The 19,166-nt window shown below is 36.0% G+C and carries 16 protein-coding genes; 9 read left to right on the top strand and 7 right to left on the bottom strand.

The window, feature by feature from the left end; genetic code table 11:
- Positions 1–27: 27 nt before the first annotated feature.
- Positions 28–630: a LysE/ArgO family amino acid transporter gene (locus ACQKNC_RS10820; protein ID WP_427424848.1), complete on the bottom strand. Its 603-nt coding sequence runs from the start codon at positions 628–630 to the stop codon at positions 28–30.
- A 109-nt stretch (positions 631–739) separates the two neighbouring features.
- On the opposite strand from ACQKNC_RS10820, the gene ACQKNC_RS10815 reads away from it, so the two are divergent.
- Positions 740–2,167, top strand: coding sequence for a PLP-dependent aminotransferase family protein (locus ACQKNC_RS10815; protein WP_427424847.1), 1,428 nt, complete (start codon positions 740–742; stop codon positions 2,165–2,167).
- Positions 2,168–3,234: 1,067 nt separating this feature from the next.
- Here the strand turns inward: ACQKNC_RS10815 and ACQKNC_RS10810 are convergent.
- Together ACQKNC_RS10810 and ACQKNC_RS10805 are read right to left on the bottom strand one after the other, a co-directional pair.
- The gene (locus tag ACQKNC_RS10810) at positions 3,235–3,390 is read right to left on the bottom strand and encodes a hypothetical protein (RefSeq protein WP_427424846.1); all 156 of its coding nucleotides are present in this window, start codon (positions 3,388–3,390) and stop codon (positions 3,235–3,237) included.
- A gap of 739 nt (positions 3,391–4,129) precedes the next feature.
- Positions 4,130–4,738, bottom strand: coding sequence for a transglutaminase-like domain-containing protein (locus ACQKNC_RS10805; RefSeq protein ID WP_427424845.1), 609 nt, complete (start codon positions 4,736–4,738; stop codon positions 4,130–4,132).
- 110 nt (positions 4,739–4,848) lie between these two features.
- On the opposite strand from ACQKNC_RS10805, the gene ACQKNC_RS10800 reads away from it, so the two are divergent.
- Entirely contained in the window at positions 4,849–5,139 is a 291-nt protein-coding gene (locus ACQKNC_RS10800; protein WP_427424844.1) for a hypothetical protein, read from the top strand.
- A 35-nt stretch (positions 5,140–5,174) separates the two neighbouring features.
- Positions 5,175–6,350: an oxalate decarboxylase family bicupin gene (locus ACQKNC_RS10795; protein ID WP_427425009.1), complete on the top strand. Its 1,176-nt coding sequence runs from the start codon at positions 5,175–5,177 to the stop codon at positions 6,348–6,350.
- A gap of 208 nt (positions 6,351–6,558) precedes the next feature.
- On the opposite strand, the gene ACQKNC_RS10790 is transcribed toward ACQKNC_RS10795, so the two are convergent.
- Entirely contained in the window at positions 6,559–6,756 is a 198-nt protein-coding gene (locus ACQKNC_RS10790; protein WP_368638742.1) for a hypothetical protein, read from the bottom strand.
- Between the two features lie 18 nt (positions 6,757–6,774).
- A complete protein-coding gene (locus ACQKNC_RS10785; RefSeq protein WP_427424843.1) occupies positions 6,775–7,548 on the bottom strand; it encodes a hypothetical protein in 774 nt (257 codons plus the stop codon).
- A 648-nt stretch (positions 7,549–8,196) separates the two neighbouring features.
- Between ACQKNC_RS10785 and ACQKNC_RS10780 the strand changes: the two genes are divergently transcribed.
- Both ACQKNC_RS10780 and ACQKNC_RS10775 read left to right on the top strand, forming a co-directional pair.
- Positions 8,197–8,721 carry an O-methyltransferase gene (locus ACQKNC_RS10780; protein WP_427424842.1) on the top strand — a complete coding sequence of 175 codons (525 nt, stop codon included), beginning with the start codon at positions 8,197–8,199 and terminating at the stop codon, positions 8,719–8,721.
- Positions 8,722–8,737: 16 nt separating this feature from the next.
- Positions 8,738–9,832 carry an oxalate decarboxylase family bicupin gene (locus tag ACQKNC_RS10775; protein ID WP_427424841.1) on the top strand — a complete coding sequence of 365 codons (1,095 nt, stop codon included), beginning with the start codon at positions 8,738–8,740 and terminating at the stop codon, positions 9,830–9,832.
- 41 nt (positions 9,833–9,873) lie between these two features.
- On the opposite strand, the gene ACQKNC_RS10770 is transcribed toward ACQKNC_RS10775, so the two are convergent.
- Entirely contained in the window at positions 9,874–11,025 is a 1,152-nt protein-coding gene (locus tag ACQKNC_RS10770; protein WP_427424840.1) for an MFS transporter, read from the bottom strand.
- A 97-nt stretch (positions 11,026–11,122) separates the two neighbouring features.
- On the opposite strand from ACQKNC_RS10770, the gene yeiL reads away from it, so the two are divergent.
- Positions 11,123–11,785: a transcriptional regulator YeiL gene (gene yeiL / locus ACQKNC_RS10765; RefSeq protein WP_427424839.1), complete on the top strand. Its 663-nt coding sequence runs from the start codon at positions 11,123–11,125 to the stop codon at positions 11,783–11,785.
- A 6-nt stretch (positions 11,786–11,791) separates the two neighbouring features.
- Here yeiL and ACQKNC_RS10760 read toward each other — a convergent pair whose 3' ends face one another.
- Entirely contained in the window at positions 11,792–12,088 is a 297-nt protein-coding gene (locus tag ACQKNC_RS10760) for a hypothetical protein (protein WP_427424838.1), read from the bottom strand.
- A 439-nt stretch (positions 12,089–12,527) separates the two neighbouring features.
- Here ACQKNC_RS10760 and ACQKNC_RS10755 point away from each other — a divergent pair, with 439 nt between their 5' ends.
- The 3 genes from ACQKNC_RS10755 (at position 12,528) to ACQKNC_RS10745 (ending at position 19,017) form a co-directional block, all read left to right on the top strand.
- On the top strand, positions 12,528–13,508 hold the full coding sequence (locus tag ACQKNC_RS10755) for a diaminopimelate dehydrogenase (RefSeq protein ID WP_427424837.1): 981 nt from the start codon (positions 12,528–12,530) through the stop codon (positions 13,506–13,508).
- Between the two features lie 249 nt (positions 13,509–13,757).
- Positions 13,758–15,299 (top strand): methyl-accepting chemotaxis protein, encoded by a 1,542-nt coding sequence (locus ACQKNC_RS10750; RefSeq protein WP_427424836.1) that lies wholly within the window; start codon positions 13,758–13,760, stop codon positions 15,297–15,299.
- A gap of 529 nt (positions 15,300–15,828) precedes the next feature.
- Positions 15,829–19,017 carry a BTAD domain-containing putative transcriptional regulator gene (locus tag ACQKNC_RS10745; RefSeq protein WP_427424835.1) on the top strand — a complete coding sequence of 1,063 codons (3,189 nt, stop codon included), beginning with the start codon at positions 15,829–15,831 and terminating at the stop codon, positions 19,015–19,017.
- The last annotated feature ends 149 nt before the right edge of the window (positions 19,018–19,166 follow it).

The following is a 19,166-nucleotide window of genomic DNA, read 5'->3' as shown; positions in this document are numbered from 1 at the left end:
TCCTGAGCGTTTTTATGAAAACAAAATTTACAGTAAGCCTGTTAAAAGATAAATAGCGGTTGCCCATATGAATATAGCGGAACATTTATTAAAAATATTCATAAGTTTCCCAGAGCTATCAAGTCTTTTCAATGATGCTCCAGCAATGATAAGACCGAAAAACCACAACCAAGAAATCAAAACACATGCTGCAGTGAACAACATTTGCTCCGTCCCACTATATTTTAAAGCGCTCGTCCCGATAACACCTATCGTATCTAAAATAGCATGTGGGTTTAAAAGAGAGACAGAAACCGCAAATAAAATTTGTTTTTTAACAGGAAGTGCTTCGTTATTATCGGTAGATGCCGGATTTGAGCGCCAAATTGAATAGCCCATATAAAGTAAGAAAAGTATCCCAACACTCATCAAGGCGATACGTAACCACTCAAATTGTAACACGACTATAGATAAACCAAATACCGCAAGAAGTATCAAAAGCGTATCACAAATTGAGGCAGTGATGCTGGCGGGTAAGGCTCGAAATAGATGTGGCTGTGTTGCACCTTGAGAAAAAACAAAGACATTTTGTACGCCTAAGGGCAAAATAAGTCCAAATGCTAAAATCATGCCATGAAGAAATGCTTCCAATTGAAAATCCCTCCTTTCACTAAATATTCTAGTTATGTTATAACTAAAAGAAAACGACCAATTGGATGGTTTTTTAGCCACCCAATTTCGAGTGTTTGAGGTGATAAGGATGAGCTGCCAGCCAAGTAGACAGGGTGAGATGACATTACAGCAGCAAATTATTCAGTGGATTACGCAACATATTGAGCGAGGAGATTGGGTGGCAGGAACAAAACTGCCAACACAAAGACAGCTTGCCATGCAGTTTGGGGTAAACCGAAGTACTGTTCAGCAGGCGTTAGAGGAGTTAAAAGCGGCAGGAATATTGGAATCGAAGGTAGGCTCAGGTATATTTGTAGCTCATAATTCCTGGAATTCATTAATTACACAAACGCAACCAAATTGGCAAACCTATATTGACACAAGCCTTCATAAGCCGAATTATCATACCATTCAATTAATTAATGAATACGAGCAGCGTGATGATGTCATTCGATTAGGAACTGGGGAGCTAGCACCAAGTTTATTGCCAACTGCTGAAATTGAAGCATCATTGAAAGAACTCACTTTACAGCCGAAAGCTTTAGGCTATTCATCACCACAAGGTAGTGATAAACTTCGAGAAGCGATTTGCGAATACGTGAAAAAAAGGGGGATCCATGCAAAGCCACATAATGTTTGTATTGTCTCAGGTGCACTACAGGCATTGCAACTCATTGCTGTTGGACTGCTTGAGCAGGGTTCTATCGTATTCCAGGAACAGATGTCTTATTTAAATTCAGTCCATCCTTTCCAGTCTGTTGGTATGCAAATGATAGCTATCGATCGTGATGAACAGCTTGCACAAACATTGGCTCAGCGGAAAAGAAAAAGGCAGGCTGTATTTTATGCTGTTCCTACATTAAACAATCCGACCGGTGGGGTATGGACATCGCTTGAAAAAAGGCAACTTTATCAAGCCTGTAAAGCGTCTCGCATTCCTATCATTGAAGATGATGTCTATCACGAATTGCTCTTTGAAGCGGCAACGCCTCCAATTAAATCAATGGATGATAGCGGTCAAGTCCTTTATATTGGGAGTGTCTCGAAAACATTAAGCCCTGGACTTCGTATAGGCTGGTTAATCGGTCCAACAACAGTAATTGAGCGGTTAGCAGATATAAAAATGCAAACAGATTACGGTTCAAGCTCCATTTCACAGGAAATTGTGCTGCATTGGCTGCAATCAGGGAAGTATGAAGAGCATATCGTCAGCTTACGCCAAAAATTACAGCAAAGGGCAGATTATGTAGAAGCTATTTTACAAGAAAAATTCTATAATATTGCTGAATGGAATAAGCCAAAAGGTGGCTTTTATATTTGGCTAAAGTTTCATGATCCAATCGTTGATAAAGAGTTATTTACTAAGCTTTTGCATCGACAAGTCCTCATTAATCCTGGCTATATTTACGATCCTCAAGATACCCAGCATATTCGATTATCATATGCCTATGCAACAGATGAAGAGTTGGAAAAAGGATTAAATATCCTATTTGAAATTGCAAGAAAGAAAAAATGAGGTTTTTAGGTAGATTCTAAAAGAAATCTCCATTGTGTAATGACGATGGGGATTTTTCATTCTTAATATAATAAGAAGAATACATAAATTATGACAGCACTAGCGAAAGTTGGAGAGGAAATTTCGTAAGTGTAGCCTGAACACTAATAAAAAAACTGACAACATCAGTTGTCAGTAAAAAGAATGATATTACCTACCTTTATGTTTATTTTTAGATAACCGAAACTGAATGTGTAATGGAATAGTCTTTTCTCCGTTTTACATATTTATAGTTCATGCTTCGTAGAAAGACAAAACAGCGCTCATGCTTTAGAGAGTGCTAACAGGAATAAATGCGTAATTTGGAGTTGATAAAATGGAAACCGAAAAATGCCCTAACTTTGGAAATAAACAACTAATCATTGTTGCGAGGAGTTAGTAGAAAGAGATATTCGGTATTAACAGGTAAACTTTTATAAGTTAGCGGTGTGTCAGGCACTAAATTGTTGAAATTATAAATGTCGGTGTTGTTGGTACAGTGAATTATATACGGAATAACTGCACACTTTGAGGAAAATTTAAAATAATAGTGGGATAGCAAACTACAATGACGTTTTGGGGCGATGCATAGGGTAAGCTATCCCAAAGTAAATATATGTAAAAGGGCTTAATAACATTCCAGCTGTAAAAATGTTTGAAAAGAGATTTTTAAAATAAAGGTTATTACTAAACAAACAAAAACTTTTCAAAAAAGCGTATAAAAAATAATAATTAATCAATACTATTAAAGATTTCACTTCAACCAATATGACTGGAGGGTTAACCCGATGAGTACGATTGATCGTTTACTCTGAATAACCATCAACTGAAAGCTAAAGCGGTTGTCTTAGGTTATTCTTAAGATTGAATGCGAAAGCGAGACAGTGTGTCATGGAGGAAAAAAAGTAAGTGTTAATCAGCCCGGAATTATTTCCGGGTTTTTTGTACTTTAAGAAATCGAAAGAGATGGATCAAGGTAATGTTGCAGAATAAGAAAAGCCCCAATACACACCTTTTTCTAAAGTGAATATTGGGGGCTAGTTTTTATACTAACGTTTATTTGCATTTTGAATTTGGCTGAAGTCTACTTCCTCACCGAACTCTTCTCTGTTTTCATTTTTACGTTCTCTGTTAGCATTTTGATTTTGATTCTGCTGTTTTTTGTTGTCTTGAGTTTTATTATTTTTATGTTTATTATTACCCATTATCATCTCACCTCCACTATTAGTGTGAGTGAAAGATGATTTTTTATCCGCATAACTTACAATTAATTAATGAAATATATGTGATGAAACAAAAGTTAGGATAAAGTAAAAATTTCACCTCCACAACACTAGCCGGAAAAGGTTTTTCTAACAAGATTAGAACATGATTTGTCACACTTGCATTTGTAGAAGCTCCCTTGGATTGAGGAAATAGAAGTATACAATTAATGGGTATTAATGTTAAATTGATGTTTGCTTTTTAGAGAAATTCTTTATATCGAATATACTTAATAAGAATAGACAGTATTTCTAGATGAGGTGATTGAATAAGATAAGGATATGAGCATCTTACGAAAGAATGGTATCGTGATTTAGTTACTAAACATCATCAGATGGCTGACTCTTTTTCTCGGTCAGTATGAAACAGTTTTACATCATTCAATTTGGCATGGATGCTCGCAATCACTTGATAAACAAGTTCTGTGGTTTTATTTGCACCAGCCATATGACCAACATTTTCGCGATTAAAAAGAGGAACAAATTTAGAAGGAGAATTAAATGCTCTAAGTGAAGTTAAGCGTGCAGTCGTTCAATATTTTGAAATTGGTAGGCATCAGTCAGTGCTTACTGTCGCTAATGGTTCCTTTCTTACTCCAGAGAATTCTATGATAACAATTAACGCCCATGCTTCAAAATAACATTACGACAATGGAAAAGAGCATAAGGGACTCGAGCTCCCTTATATACTTTCAGGTAAATAATACTTATACATTTCCAATGCATCTGTATGCTTCTTTAATACAGCAATGGTTTTGTGGTTTGGCTTTATAAAAATAACAGGATAATCTTTTTCACCAAATTCCATGTTAATTGGAAAAGCTAATTTTTCTTCATCTATTGAAAATTGAGCATTAACACCAGTTTTGTTTCCACGAGCATCTAATCGTATCCACTTATTATGGGATTTAAGATATACGGCATTCATTGCGTGAATCGAATATCCTTTTTCTGGTGTATCAAACAACATTAAACGTTGATAACAGAAACCTGTTGGAATACCTTGTGAACGTAATAATGCTGCTAAAAGGTTTGATTTTGCATAGCAAATACCTTGTTTATACTTCAATACATCTGATGCATGACAAGTAACTTTTTCTCCTTGAATATCCCAAGAATGTGATATCTCATCACGAACAAATTCAAAAGCAATTTTTGCTTTTTCAATATCTGTTTGAGTTGAGATAAATAGTTCTTCAATTTTCTCTTTAATAATGGGGTTAGAGTAATCAACCACATCTAATTCAAGTAAGTAATCTTCTAAAACCTCTGATTCAAATATAAATTCCATAAACCATCTCTCCTTTGTATTTTTATTTAATTATAAGTATTATTATACAATAAATTAAGATGTTTCATATTTATTTTTTTTATAGATGCAAGCCTCTATTTTGGGGTGCGATGTTTCAGTTTATTTTAGCTGATGCAGCAGCAGCTAAAACGATTGAAGGACTACTACTATTAGAGGTGTTAGCTGTTGGAGGTATGTTAGTGATGGACGATTTTACGCCAGAAGAACATTTTCCAGAAGAATGGAGAGGAAAGCCTGATAAAGTCAGAGATTTTTGGTTAAATCAAAAAGAATTGAGAGCTACAGAGATTTTATTTAACACCAACATCCTTTGCTATCATTGCAACCAAGCTAAATGGAAAAGAATAATCATAATAAAGAATCCATACATATTTAAGTAACGATTTCTTTATGAAGAGGTGAATAATTGGAGAACATGCCAGAGGGCTATTCTTATGTTCCACAGCCTATTCGGAAAGATGGGGCGGGTTGGGTGGATAAAGGGCCGAGAGATATTATGAGGGATCTGGAAAATCCTGATATGCTTGTCCCTCCAAAAACAGATGCTGGACTTGTACCAAATTTAAAATTTTCTTTTTCTGATACGTATATGGTTTTAAAAAATGGCGGCTGGTCTCGAGAAATTACTGCTCGTGATCTGCCAATCGCCACTACATTAGCAGGTGTCAATATGAGTTTGACACCGGGTGGAGTACGTGAGCTCCATTGGCACCGACAAGCAGAATGGTCGTATATGCTTCTTGGTCATGCACGCATTACAGCGGTCGATCAAAATGGGCGTAACTTTATTGCCGATGTAGGACCGGGGGATTTATGGTATTTTCCACCAGGAATTCCCCATTCCATACAGGGTCTTGAAGATGGCTGTGAATTTTTACTGGTGTTTGACGATGGGCATTTCTCAGATCTTAGTACATTTTCAATATCTGATTGGTTTGCCCATACTCCTAAAGATGTACTATCCTCTAATTTTGGTGTTCCAATGAGCGCTTTTAAACATATCCCTAAAGAACAGGTCTATATTTATCAAGATAAGGTTCCAGGACCATTAGATACACAAAAAGTACAATCCCCATATGGTACAGTTCCTCAAACATTCAAATATAGTCTACTTGCCCAAACTCCCATTAATACACCTGGTGGTAGTGTCAGAATTGTAGATTCCACTAATTTCCCTATTTCTAAAAATATTGCAGCAGCACTTGTCGAGATTAAACCTGGTGCAATGAGAGAGCTGCATTGGCATCCGAATAATGACGAATGGCAATATTACCTTCAAGGAAAAGGACGTATGACAGTGTTTACTGCCAATGGTGTAGCTAGAACATTCGATTATCGTGCAGGAGATGTTGGATACGTGCCGTTTGCAAGTGGTCACTACATTGAGAATACCGGTACTGAGACATTATGGTTCCTTGAAATGTTTAAAAGTGATAGATTTCAGGATGTTTCATTAAATCAATGGATGGCTCTTACTCCATCTGAGCTAGTACAAAGCAATTTAAATATTGGTCCTGAACTTCTTAATGTATTAAGAAAGGAAAAGTGGCCGGTTGTAAAATATCCTGGATTTTCTTATTATCCAAGGTGAACATATGAACATATAGAAAAGCAGATGAGATTTTTTTCACCTGCTTGTTTTTAATATTGATATTTATTTCTAGTAGCAAGCAGAATACCGATTGCCGGAACAGTACAAATAAGCATTGCTGCAAATGATAGTCCAGGCGAAATCTCGTATAAATAGCCGCCTAAAAATGTAAGGATAGCTGTACTTAATCCCTTTACTCTTTTTAGAATTACATATTTTTATTAAGATTTTTTTTTTCCAATAATGAAACAATTAATAATAAAACGATAATAAAAACAAAGGGAATAGAATAAGGGATATTTGAAATAAAATCAGGGATATCAATTATTTTTAAAAAGGTTAGAAGCGAAAAAAAAGCCATTATGCCTAAAACTCCTGATAACATTAGTCTTATTTTCTTAAGCATAATTTATCGTTCCTTTCGTTAGTAGTTTCCGTTTGCTTTACCTACGCAATACATAATATCTGCTTCAAATACTAATGCAGCTCCTACAGCACATGGGACACAAAGTACTGCTGTAGCACAGGCAATTCCACAAACTACTGATAGTGTTTTATAAACCCAACCTGGAACACCTTGATCATCTAAACAATTAAAAAATTTGGATGCCCAACCTGCAGCTTCTGCAGTATCAAGTTTTAAAATTGATAAGATTGAATCTGAATTTTTTTCTTTTTCTGGTGTAATCATAAAATCTTCTTTTGTTAATTGTACATTTTCTGATTTAGTTAATACTCCATCAGTATAGATTTCTATTTGAGAAGTATAATTTTTATCATCTGCTACAATTTTTCTTTCGTCATAATTAACAAGTTCTCCTTTGTTATCAAAGATAACTGTAAGGGCCGAAATGTTTAGCGTAGATTCTATGTTTTTGTATTCTATAGGCATATATAGCACATTATTCTCGCCATTTTGCTTTGATTGTATGTCTTTGAAATCTAGTTCACCATTTGACTGTAATTTAATAGTTCCTTGTTTTATTAATGTAAGTAATTCTTTCTTTAAATCGTTTGTTTTTTCTTCAGGCATTTCTGAATAATTTTTATTAAAATCCTTAAAAGTTTCAGCTAAACCATTGTATTCTTCGGGTATTGATGTCTGTGCTAGAGTTAAAGGAGTAATTGATGTAGTAACAAATAAAGTGGCGATTAGTAAAAAAGATAGAAAAATTTTTCCGAACATTTTTTTGTTCATTGCTATCAATCTCCTTTTCATGTTCCTCTTTTTTTTTACTTTTCCCCGGGTATGTTAATAACATATCATTAGTTATGAATATTAAGAAATCAATTTTTGTTGATAATTGAACAAAAATTGAGAAAAGTCAGTAAATTAGCTATTGCTTCCGAGAAATTTGTTTTAATTTTGCTTGTTTTTATAGTGTAATAAGTTACTATCTTTCACTTAATCTGTATTTTGTGTTCATATCTACATGAAAATAGTTCCCAATTTAAATCATGTTTTCCGCCTTCTTTGCTTTTTATCAATTTTTGTCATAAATAGAACAAAAATTGATAAGTTCAAAAAATATTCATCGACAAAAATTTGGGGTGACAAAATCGGCGATCTGTTTCTATACGTAGCCGAAGTAATAAGCTATTACTGAAGATCGCTATGTCAGATATAATAACAAAAACTCTTTGATTAAAGCTGCTTTCGTATAGATTGTTGCTCTGAAAATACTGATTGTTTAAGAAGAAGTCGGAGAATTACAAAGTGCAGATCAACTAGTTAAGGCAATGAAACAAGATCTATATAAGGAAATTACCCAATTTTCGATTCGCGAAAAAATCAGCCTAGAAAAAGCAAATATGTAATTTAAAATCCTAAAGGTGGTTAGTTTTTATGTTAACGAAATATCGCTCCAATACATATATTCCGGAATTGGTGAAGGCTAGTAAAATGTTAGCCCAAAGACATAATTTCGAGTATTCATGCTCAGATGAGGCCGGAAGATTGTTGCCAGTGCTTGTTGGTCAAATCATGCATGGAACAATCCTTGAAGTCGGGACTGGCTACGGGGTAGGCAGTGCTTGGATTCTTTCTACCATTGCACCAGATGTACAGTTTGTTTCAGTGGATCATGCAAAGGAAAAAATCGATGCTACTGCTCAAACAATTCGTCATCAGCAGGCAGAATTTTTAGTAGGTGACTGGAAAGAAGCGGTAGCAAAAGGTCCTTTTCAATTTATTTTTGCTGATGTAGCTGCTGCTAAAACGATTGAATGTGTACAACTATTAGAGGCATTAGCTGTTGGAGGTATGTTAGTGATGGACGATTTTACGCCTGAAGAACATTTTCCAGAAGACAGATGGCTATTCTTATGTACCACAGCCTATTCGGAAAGATGGGGCGGGTTGGCTGGATAAAGGGCCGAGAGATATTATGAGGGATCTGGAAAATCCTGATATGCTTGTCCCTCCAAAAACAGATGCTGGACTTGTACCAAATTTAAAATTTTCTTTTTCTGATACGCATATGGTTTTAAAAAATGGCGGTTGGTCTCGAGAAGTTACCGCTCGTGATTTGCCAATTGCCACTACATTGGCAGGTGTCAATATGAGTTTGACACCTGGTGGAGTTCGTGAACTGCATTGGCATCAACAAGCAGAATGGTCGTATATGCTTCTTGGTCATGCACGCATTACGGCGGTCGATCAAAATGGGCGTAATTTTATTGCTGATGTAGGACCGGGGGATTTATGGTATTTCCCACCAGGAATTCCACATTCTATACAGGGTCTTGAAGATGGCTGTGAATTTTTACTGGTGTTTGACGATGGACATTTCTCAGATCTAAGTACATTTTCAATATCTGATTGGTTTGCTCATACTCCTAAAGATGTGCTGTCCGCTAATTTTGGTGTTCCGATGAGCGCTTTTAATCATATTCCAAAAGAACAGGTCTATATTTTTCAAGATAAAGTTCCAGGACCTATAGACACACAAAAAGTACAATCACCCTACGGTACAGTTCCCCAAACCTTCAAGCATCGCCTGCTTGCACAAACTCCTATTAAAACTCCTGGTGGTAGTGTTAGAATTGTGGATTCGACAATCTTTCCTATTTCTAAAAATATCGCCGCAGCGCTTGTCGAGATTAAGCCTGGGGCAATGAGAGAGCTACATTGGCACCCGAATAATGACGAATGGAAATATTACCTTCAAGGTCAAGGACGTATGACCGTATTTGCAGCAAATGGTGTGGCTAGAACATTCGATTATCGTGCAGGAGATGTAGGATACGTACCGTTTGCAAATGGTCACTACATTCAAAATACCGGTACTGAGACATTATGGTTCCTTGAAATGTTTAAAAGTGATAGATTCCAGGATGTTTCGTTAGATCAATGGATGGCCCTTACTCCAACTGAACTTGTACAAAGTAATTTAAATATTGGTCCTGAACTTCTTAACGTATTGAGAAAGGAAAAGTGGCCGGTTGTAAAATATCCTGGATTTTCTTATTATCCAAGGTGAACATATAGAAAAGCAGATGAGATTTTTCTCACCTGCTTATTTTAATATTGATATTTATTTCTAGTAGCAAGTAGAATACCGATTGCTGGTACAGTACAAATTAGCATTGCTGCAAATGATAGTCCAGGTGAAATCTCGTATAAATAGCCGCCTAAAAATGTAAGGATAGCTGTACTTAAGCCCATTGCTAATGCAGAGTAAAGGCCTTGTGCATTCGGAATTTGCTCCTTCGGCAATGTTTTTGTTAAATAGCTGATAAAAGCGAAATGCGCGAGAGCAAAAGATAATGCATGCAATGTTTGAGAAGCGATAAATACCCAGACATTCGGGAATAGGTAAATTAGAAGCCAACGTAGTGAAGAACCACTTGCTGCTAAAAGTAATAAAGAAGACGAGCGCCATTTTTTAAATAGTGTATCAGCCTTCATAAAATATAAAATTTCGCAAATAACGGCGATGTTTATAATCATCCCCATATAGAATGGATCTACATGTAAATCACCTAAATATATATAGCCATAGCTGTAATAAGAAGCATGTGCGCCTTGCAACAGAATAACGACTAATAAAACAATAGGGAAGCCTTTAATAGTCCATAATGTTTTCATCGACAATGATTTTGCACGTTGTTCTTTCGTCGGTACAACGAGTAACTCTTTTGGTGTAGTCATTTGTTGCATTAACAGCATACCGATTAAGCCGATCACCATACTCCAAAAGATAACCTCATTACCAAATGCACCTGTCAGCATACTAATGATTAATACTGCAATAACAAAGCCAACGGAACCAAAGGAGCGGCTTTTACCATAGTGTACATGTCCATGTTGTACGAGTGTTGCTGCACTACTTTCAACTGCAGGGAGAAGAGCTGGATAAAAAACGTTAAATACAAGAGTAACAATTAAAAGCGAGATGAAGCTCGTGCTTGGTATGTAAAGTAAAGCTGTGATCAGGGCACCTATTGCCAGAATAGTAGTGAGTCGTTTATTATGCACATATTTTGCAAGCGTCGGGAAGAAAAATAGATTTGAAGTTGCTCGTGCTAAAAGACCGCAGCCCATTACGACGCTAGCCTGTGAAACAGTAAGATGTTTGGCATCTACAAGCCAACCTGTCCAATAAGGTAAGAAAATACCCCATGTAAAAAAAAATGCAAAGAAATTTTGAGAAAGCCATCGTTGATTGTTCATAAAATTACGTACCTCCATTAACTATGTTGAATAATAGCACGTTCATCGATACAATAATGTGAGATATCTCACATTTTTTCGGAGGAGAGAGTAAAAAATGCATATACTGACAGCTGAGGAACGTTCATACTATCTCGATAAATATCCAATAGATGATTTTTTTTCTTTTGATATTGATCCATTTCTGGAAGTATGTAAGTTTGACAAAGGGGAATGGATTTTTCAAGAAGGATCATTTCCAGATACGTTATACTACATGATTGAAGGAAAAGCAAAAATATATATGACGCATAAAAACGGGAAGGTCTCGCTTATCGAATACCCAGAGGCACCGCGTTTTATGGGTGAAATTGAGTTGCTTAATGAGGCGAGATATACGAAGGGAGTTCAGACAGTAACCGAGACAATTTGTTTTTCGATTACACAGTCTTGCAAAGAAAAGTTACTCACGGATGTACTATTTTTACGTAAACTTTGTGTGTTTTTAGGCGAAAAGGCGACCAAAATGACGTCAAAATATACTCAGAATCAAGCTTATCCACTTGAAAATCGACTTGCTGCATTTATCCAATTATCGTCAGATCAAGGAATCTATAAAGAAAAACATACGGAAATCTGTGAATATTTAGGGGTTTCATATCGACATTTATTATATGTACTTGCACAATTTTGTGACGAAAAGATTTTAGAGAAGAGAAAGAATGGCTATCACATTATGGATGAAAAGCGTCTTTCCGAATTGGCACACGAGATACTGTAGGGAATACTACAGCTTATTGTATTCACTTTTTTTAACTAACCAGCGTGCAATCTCCTTGCCGCTATGATAGAAGTTAATCTGATGGACACTTTGGTTTTGTGAGGAAATATTCAGGGTTTCTTCTATAACGCCAAAAGGTATAACCCCAATACGTTGGTGTTTGTCGGGTAAAAATCTTTTGTTCTTTGCCTTAGCTTCAATGTTTTTACGAGCTTCAGCAGATTTTTGTGCATTTTGGAATGGACGAGCAAGTAATTCTCCTTGTTCTAATGTTGTGCTAGGTGAATAACAAATACCTTTCATTCAACATGCCCCCTTTGTCGTTAGTTTTATTGTACAAGACATGCAATCGGAAAAGTATTCATTTACAAGGCTTTAACGAAAACTTAAAAGTTAGTCAATCAATTATGCCTCGGCTTAATTGCGTCCGGAATCGGCTTTGTGCTTTGGCCTTGTGCGAAAGCGAAGCGACAGCAACAGATGAATTGCCGCAGGACGTGGCGTTTTTAGACTGCGTTCCTCTATTTCAGCGGATGTTTGTACACCCACTGAAAGATGTTAGATTAGTAAAATGTAACCGTATTCATACCATTAACGAATAGAAATCATAGAAAATTTGTATAATTTAAAGAGAAAAACACGTACTCGAACTATTGTGAATTTTCCCAACACAACGTATTATAGTAGTAGATTTAACGTGAAGGACTTCACATTGTCACGTAATCGTGAGGAGGAATTTTTAATGAGTGCAATTCGAGTAGGTATTGTAGGTTATGGAAATTTAGGGCGCGGTGTAGAGTATGCTATTTCACAAAATCCAGATATGGAATTAGTAGCGGTATTCACACGTCGAGATCCTTCAACTGTAAACATTGCAAGTAATGCAAGCGTATATTTAGTGGATGATGCTGAAAAATTCCAAAATGACATTGATGTGATGATTTTATGTGGTGGTTCAGCAACAGATTTACCTGAGCAAGGACCACACTTTGCACAATGGTTTAATACAATTGATAGCTTTGATACACATGCGAAAATCCCTGAGTTTTTCGAAGCTGTAGATGAAGCGGCACAAAAATCCGGTAAAGTATCAGTCATTTCAGTTGGCTGGGATCCAGGTTTATTTTCATTAAATCGTTTACTCGGGGAGTCGGTTCTACCAGTAGGCACAACTTATACTTTCTGGGGAGACGGTTTAAGTCAAGGTCACTCAGATGCTATACGTCGTATTGAGGGTGTTAAAAATGCTGTACAATACACATTACCTATTAAAGAGGCTGTAGATCGTGTTCGCAACGGTGAAAATCCTGAGCTGACAACGCGTGAAAAACATGCACGTGAATGTTGGGTAGTTCTTGCAGAAGGTACAGATGCAGCAAAAGTTGAGCAAGAAATCGTGACGATGCCAAACTATTTTGATGAGTATGACACTACAGTAAACTTTATTTCTGAAGAGGAATTTAAAGCAAACCACACAGGTATGCCACACGGTGGATTCGTTATTCGCAGCGGTGAAAGCGGCGCTAGTGATAAACAAATTCTTGAATTCTCATTAAAGCTTGAAAGTAATCCAAACTTCACGTCTAGTGTTCTAGTAGCATTTGCTCGTGCAGCACATCGCTTAAACCAAGCTGGAGACAAAGGTGCAAAAACAGTATTCGATATCCCATTCGGTCTGTTATCACCAAAATCAGCTGCTGAATTACGTAAAGAACTTTTATAATTGATTGTTCAAAAGCCCGATTATCTAATTAATGATAATCGGTTTTTTTTTGTAAATAAGTCATTTTTATATTTGAAAAAGTACTTTTCTTTTATCCTAAATAGGTATTTAGGGAATTACATTAAATGAATATCTCTTTAGTTTAATTGTTTCTATTTAATAATTATTATAAAATATCTAGTGCAGATAGCCGATAATAGCTTTTGTATGAAAATAATTCTAATTATTAAAATATAAAGGGTGTTATAATTGAACGAAGAAAAAGTTTTGTTGGAAAGAAATAGCCTTATTTTAAAAATTACAACTGCTGTGGTTGTCCTTGCGATTATTGTATATGTAATACATCAAAGTTATAATTTTTTAGAGGAGCATACAATCTCATTAAATGGCTACATAGATACATCAGCTTCTTATACAATTTCTTTATTAATATTACTTCTATTTCCCATTTTTTTATGTCTAGCCTCTTGGATATTATATGTAAAAAACAAAAAAAGTGTCCACTTACCTTTTTTACTAATGTTAACATTGACATTTGGAAGTATTGCCATAATTGCATCGGGTAACGGATTAGTCGAGTATCACTTCTCAATCTTTATGGTACTGGCTTTTATCGGTACATTCCAAAATGTTCGCTTAGTTTTAGTGAGTACAACTCTTTTTGCCATTCAGCATTTAGCTGGTTATTTTATTTTCCCTGAGCTCATTTGTGGAACGGATTCTTATTTGTTTACATTGCTAATGATTCATGCAGTATTTTTAATTTTAACTAGCGCTGCAACGATTATTATTATCCGGAAAACACAAAAGAATGAACATTATTTGCGTATGCATCAAGAGGAATCTGCTGCAGAATTGCAAAAATTATTAAAGGAGTTGCAGCATGTTGGCTTAGTTGTAAACGAGCATTCGAATGCGCTAGCGAAGGACTCAAAGTTAATGACGACTGCTAGCCATAATATTACTGCTGCTATTAGAGGTAATGAAGATGATTTAAAACTGACATCCTCCGAGCTGCAAAAAGGTGTTATTAAAAACGAGGAACTTCTTGCTAAATTTAGGCATATTCAAGAAAGTGCCAACCAAGTGGCAACAAGGGCAAAGCATAGTTTACAGCAAGCTTCAGCAGGCGAAAAATCGATCTATAAAGTTTCGACACAGATGAAAGTCATAACAGAATCAATTGAGTCGATTAATGATTTAGTTGTAGAGTTAGCAAATCAATCGCATCGAATTAATCAATCCTTACATGAAATCGAAGAAATTTCAGAGCAAACAAAGCTTCTTGCTTTAAATGCCTCCATTGAAGCAGCTCGTGCAGGTGAGCATGGTAAGGGTTTTGCTGTTGTAGCAGATGAAATAAGAAAACTTGCCACACATTCTACGACATCAACTATAGAAATTCAAAATGTGTTACAAAACATTGACTTACAGGTACAACAAATTGCAGAGAAAATGGAGTCAGGATTGGACGAGATTCATATTGGAAATACTACCATCATCAGCAATGCGGATTTATTTCATGTCATTTTAAGTTCTATGCAAGAAGTGGAGGATGAAATAGAGCTAATTTCAGATGCTACACAACTCGTTGCTAGTCATGCTAGTGACACAAATAGCATCTTTAAAAGCATTTTAAAATCTAATCAAGCCTCTTTAGAGAGTGTATCCGTTATTGCAAATGCTGCACAAAACCAACACCTGTCAACGCAATCATTAAATCAAGTCGTGAATGAACTACAAACAATGGCAGATGAATTAAATTTAATGATGCGCAAGATAAATAGCTAAAAATAAAGTGGTCATAGCAAGAGATGTATCTTAAAATGTCAACAAAGTCTCCGAAAAGCTTTGTTGACATTTTTCTATGAATGCTTGTTTTAAAAATTGGTAACTTAGGTCGCACTTTAATATTGAAGAAACCAGCTGTTGTATGGGAGCCTGGAAGTATTGGAGGAAGTATCTACCCTATACCTAATAGTGACAACCTTTATTAAACTAATAGTTTTTTATGTTGAGTCTGAATTGTTTGCATGATCAAGCTTTATTATCGGATGTGTAAATCAAACACTATTTATAACCTACATTGAATTCTATAAATTAACATATAATATATGGTAAACTATTGATAATTTGACTATTCTAAAGGTGTTTTTATGTTGCTTTTTTATGCCCATTTTTAGCAAATAGCATCCTTAAGTTGAAATCAGCGCCTTCAAAGCATAAGTAGATAATAATGGTTAATCACAGCTCCTGATATTTTTATAAGCTTCAAATTTAGTAACCTTACATAACCAGTTGAATGGGGGAGGTTCACCAAATGACCACAGACATTATTATTCAATCAAAATGTATTCCACCGAGTCCGTCCAATCACTGTATTAGTAGAGCTACATTAATGAGAACTTTTAAAAAAAACCTAGACCATACTTGTACTCTTATTCATAGTGGAGCAGGATATGGTAAAACAACAATCCTTACACAATTTCTACATGCTCAATCAAGCAAATTTTCCTGGTATAGTGTGTCCGAGGAAGATGATAATATATTGCCGTTTTTAAGGCATTTATTTTTTAGTATCACACGAATTGTTCCAAGCTTCGGTCAAGAATTTGATGCATGGAATCGATTATCTCGTTTTCCGAAAATAGAGGAACTTAATCGTTGGTTTAAGCTGTTTGTCAATAGTTTATGTGAAATCGAAGAGTCGATTTTAATTGTCATTGATGACTACCATCTTGTTGATCATGAATTTCATATTAATTATGTGATGGAAAAAATAATTGAGTTTGCACCACCGAATGTTCATTTTATTATCGCCTCTAGAACGTTACCAAATTGGGATATTACGAGAAGATTAAAGCTACAAAAGAAATTACTCGTTATTTCAGAAGGAGAATTAGCATTTTCATCAGAGGAAATCGCTGTCTTTTTCGAGGATTATGTATCTGTACATTTAACAGAAGATGAAATATCTAAGGTTTTGGAAATTACAGAGGGCTGGGCAATTAGCATCTCTTTATTAGCGGAGCAATGGAACAATGAGACATTAACTCATTGGCTAAATATCTCTACTAATGATCTTTTCACCTATTTATCGGAGGAAGTTTACCTTAAGTTGTCTACATTCGAGCAAGAGGCATTATTAAAGCTGGCGATTTTCCCCACTTTCTCAGAGGAGTTTATTACACAATTTTATGGTACAGAAATAGTAGAGGCGTTAAAACTGTTTGTACAGCGGCATTTATTTATTCAACCTATCACAAAGGATGGGTTATATCGTTTTCATGCCTTGTTCTGTCGATTTTTAGAGTTAAAATGGCAACAAAATGCTTCACAGTATATTGCATTGCATAAACAAGCAGCATTGTATTATGTAAAACAAAACAATATACAAGCTGTTCTTCATCATGCATTTAAAACGAATGATCAGGATTTTTGTGGTGAGCTATTACAAAATCATGCTGAAAATCTAATACGTGCTGGGCAATTTGAGTGGTTATTAGAAAAAATAAATCGATTTACAGCGGGTAAAAAAACAGAATATTACAAATTGTGTTATTTTGAAGGTGAGTGCCACCGCTATCGTGCTTTTTATGAAAGAGCGAAACAGTCCTATGAAAAATGTGCAAACATCGCTAAATGTAAGAATGATTTTCTCTTTATGACGAAAGCGCAGGCAGGTTTAGCGCATATTTATCTTGATACCATTCAGCCAGCATTGGCAGAGCCACATTTAAAAAGGGCATTAGAGTTAGCGAATCATACACCGTTAAACGGAGAGGAGCTACTTGAATTACAACGTCAGTATGCAGAAAATTTAGTGAATTTAGGAAAGGCGAAAGGAGCACAAATTTTTACTGATGAGGTTGCTTTAACGGAGGAAGTGCTACAAAGAGCAAATGTCGATGTTCGAATATTGTTAAGAACAGGGCAGCTACTAGAAGCAAAGGAACTGCTAACGAAGAGATTGGAATTACCACCACAGCTTGTAGCGACTCATAGAGAGAGTGAGCTGTTAGCATCATTTGTCTATGCGCTATTAGGGTTAGGGAAGGATGCTTGGTATGCCGCTCAGCATGGGATTCGTAGAGGGTTACGTGAAAAATCGGTTTTTATTGAGGCTGTTGGCTATATTCGCAAGGCACATGCTCTACTATTAATAGATTTCCCTGACTATCATGGGGCCTGTAATGCTTATGAGAAAGCACTTTCTTTAATGAATACTATTAATATCTCTCGTGTGAAGGCCGAGCCATACATGGGACTAGCGATTGTCAAACATGCGCAAGGAGATATAATCTCAGCAAAAAAGTATGTAGCACTTGGCTTACAGGAAACGGAGCAAGTACAAGATGCTTGGATGACTGCCCTTATTTTAATTGCTGAAGTGAAAATAATTCTTTCTCAACATGAATTTGAACGAGCACGCCAATTATTAATGAAGGCTCAGCGACTATTCCACGACTGTGGCGATCAAAATGGTGAAATGCATGTACTATTCTTTCAATCTGTGATCGCCTTCAAAGAAAATAATACTCTACAATTCAATCATTATTTTCAGCAGTTTGCACAGTTATGCATCACAAATGGCTACGACTACTTTTTACAGAGGAAAACCATTCTCGGTCCACCAAATAGGATGATTTTTTTTGAGCTTTTACAATTTAGTAGAAAGTGTGCTGGGGAAAATGCTGCTATTTTGACGATGCGCAGCTATTTTCAAGTTGAGGACAATATGGTTTATCCGCATGAGGAAGTGCAGGTGAATTTTTTAGGAAGTCTAGATTTAATAAGAAAGCATCGCAAGCTTGAGGATAAAGAATGGCAGCGCGATAAATCGAAGGAGCTCTTCGTCTATTTATATTGTCATCGTAACCGCTTTACGCCAAAGGAAGAGATTGCACAGGCATTATGGCCAGAGCGGAATGTTGATTCACTAGATCGGGATTTTAAAGTTGTGTTGAATACGTTATTAAAGGTTCTTGAGCCAAATAGAAATGCGCGTCAAGAAAGCTTTTTCATTCAGCGCAAAAATAATATGTACCAATTACAGCATATTCATTTCCTGCATATCGATGTCGAACGCTTTCTCTATTTTTATGAATTAGGGATGGTGGAGATCGACCCACAATTGTCAAACAAATGGCTACATCTTGCCGAAACGAGCTATACGGATGTGCTTTATGCTGAAAAGAAGCAGTTAGATTGGCTCATACAGGATCGAGAAAAGCTACAATCAATGTATATTGAAGTACTGGAAAGATTAGCACAAAATGCAACGAGACAACAAAATTATAAGCAAGCTATTTTTTATGCGGAAAGAATAATTCGTGAGGATGCATTATGGGAAGAAGGCTATCGGTTATTGATGTATAGTTACTATCAATTACAAAACCGCTCCCTTGCGTTAAAATGGTATGAAAAATGTGTGCAGCAATTAAAAAGAGAACTAAATACAACACCGATGGAATCGACGATGGTTGTTTATGATTTAATAATGGGATAGTGTATATTTTGTGATTGGTTATTTTTGGGGCATTACCATAACGTGGGGTTGGTTTCCGTTCCGACTGGGCGCTTTTATCGCTGCCGCTTCGCTTTCGCGCAGTTAAAACATTTGTTGCTGTCGCTTCGCTTTCGCACAGATAAAACATT

The organism is Lysinibacillus sp. NPDC094177, from assembly GCF_050279145.1.
GTDB lineage: Bacteria > Bacillota > Bacilli > Bacillales_A > Planococcaceae > Lysinibacillus.
The sequence above is the reverse complement of the archived record's forward strand: the minus strand, read 5'-3'. Positions and strand labels throughout refer to the sequence as shown.

What these genes read in the sequence shown, in the direction of transcription:
- ACQKNC_RS10755 (WP_427424837.1), top strand. Translation starts at nt 12,528, where the DNA reads ATGAGTGCAATTCGAGTAGGTATTGTAGGTTATGGAAATTTAGGGCGC.
- ACQKNC_RS10745 (WP_427424835.1), top strand. Translation starts at nt 15,829, where the DNA reads ATGACCACAGACATTATTATTCAATCAAAATGTATTCCACCGAGTCCG.
- ACQKNC_RS10810 (WP_427424846.1), bottom strand. Translation starts at nt 3,390, where the DNA reads ATGGGTAATAATAAACATAAAAATAATAAAACTCAAGACAACAAAAAA.
- ACQKNC_RS10780 (WP_427424842.1), top strand. Translation starts at nt 8,197, where the DNA reads ATGTTAACGAAATATCGCTCCAATACATATATTCCGGAATTGGTGAAG.
- ACQKNC_RS10805 (WP_427424845.1), bottom strand. Translation starts at nt 4,738, where the DNA reads ATGGAATTTATATTTGAATCAGAGGTTTTAGAAGATTACTTACTTGAA.
- ACQKNC_RS10770 (WP_427424840.1), bottom strand. Translation starts at nt 11,025, where the DNA reads ATGAACAATCAACGATGGCTTTCTCAAAATTTCTTTGCATTTTTTTTT.
- ACQKNC_RS10760 (WP_427424838.1), bottom strand. Translation starts at nt 12,088, where the DNA reads ATGAAAGGTATTTGTTATTCACCTAGCACAACATTAGAACAAGGAGAA.
- ACQKNC_RS10815 (WP_427424847.1), top strand. Translation starts at nt 740, where the DNA reads ATGAGCTGCCAGCCAAGTAGACAGGGTGAGATGACATTACAGCAGCAA.
- yeiL (WP_427424839.1), top strand. Translation starts at nt 11,123, where the DNA reads ATGCATATACTGACAGCTGAGGAACGTTCATACTATCTCGATAAATAT.
- ACQKNC_RS10785 (WP_427424843.1), bottom strand. Translation starts at nt 7,548, where the DNA reads ATGAACAAAAAAATGTTCGGAAAAATTTTTCTATCTTTTTTACTAATC.
- ACQKNC_RS10790 (WP_368638742.1), bottom strand. Translation starts at nt 6,756, where the DNA reads ATGCTTAAGAAAATAAGACTAATGTTATCAGGAGTTTTAGGCATAATG.
- ACQKNC_RS10800 (WP_427424844.1), top strand. Translation starts at nt 4,849, where the DNA reads ATGTTTCAGTTTATTTTAGCTGATGCAGCAGCAGCTAAAACGATTGAA.
- ACQKNC_RS10775 (WP_427424841.1), top strand. Translation starts at nt 8,738, where the DNA reads ATGAGGGATCTGGAAAATCCTGATATGCTTGTCCCTCCAAAAACAGAT.
- ACQKNC_RS10795 (WP_427425009.1), top strand. Translation starts at nt 5,175, where the DNA reads ATGCCAGAGGGCTATTCTTATGTTCCACAGCCTATTCGGAAAGATGGG.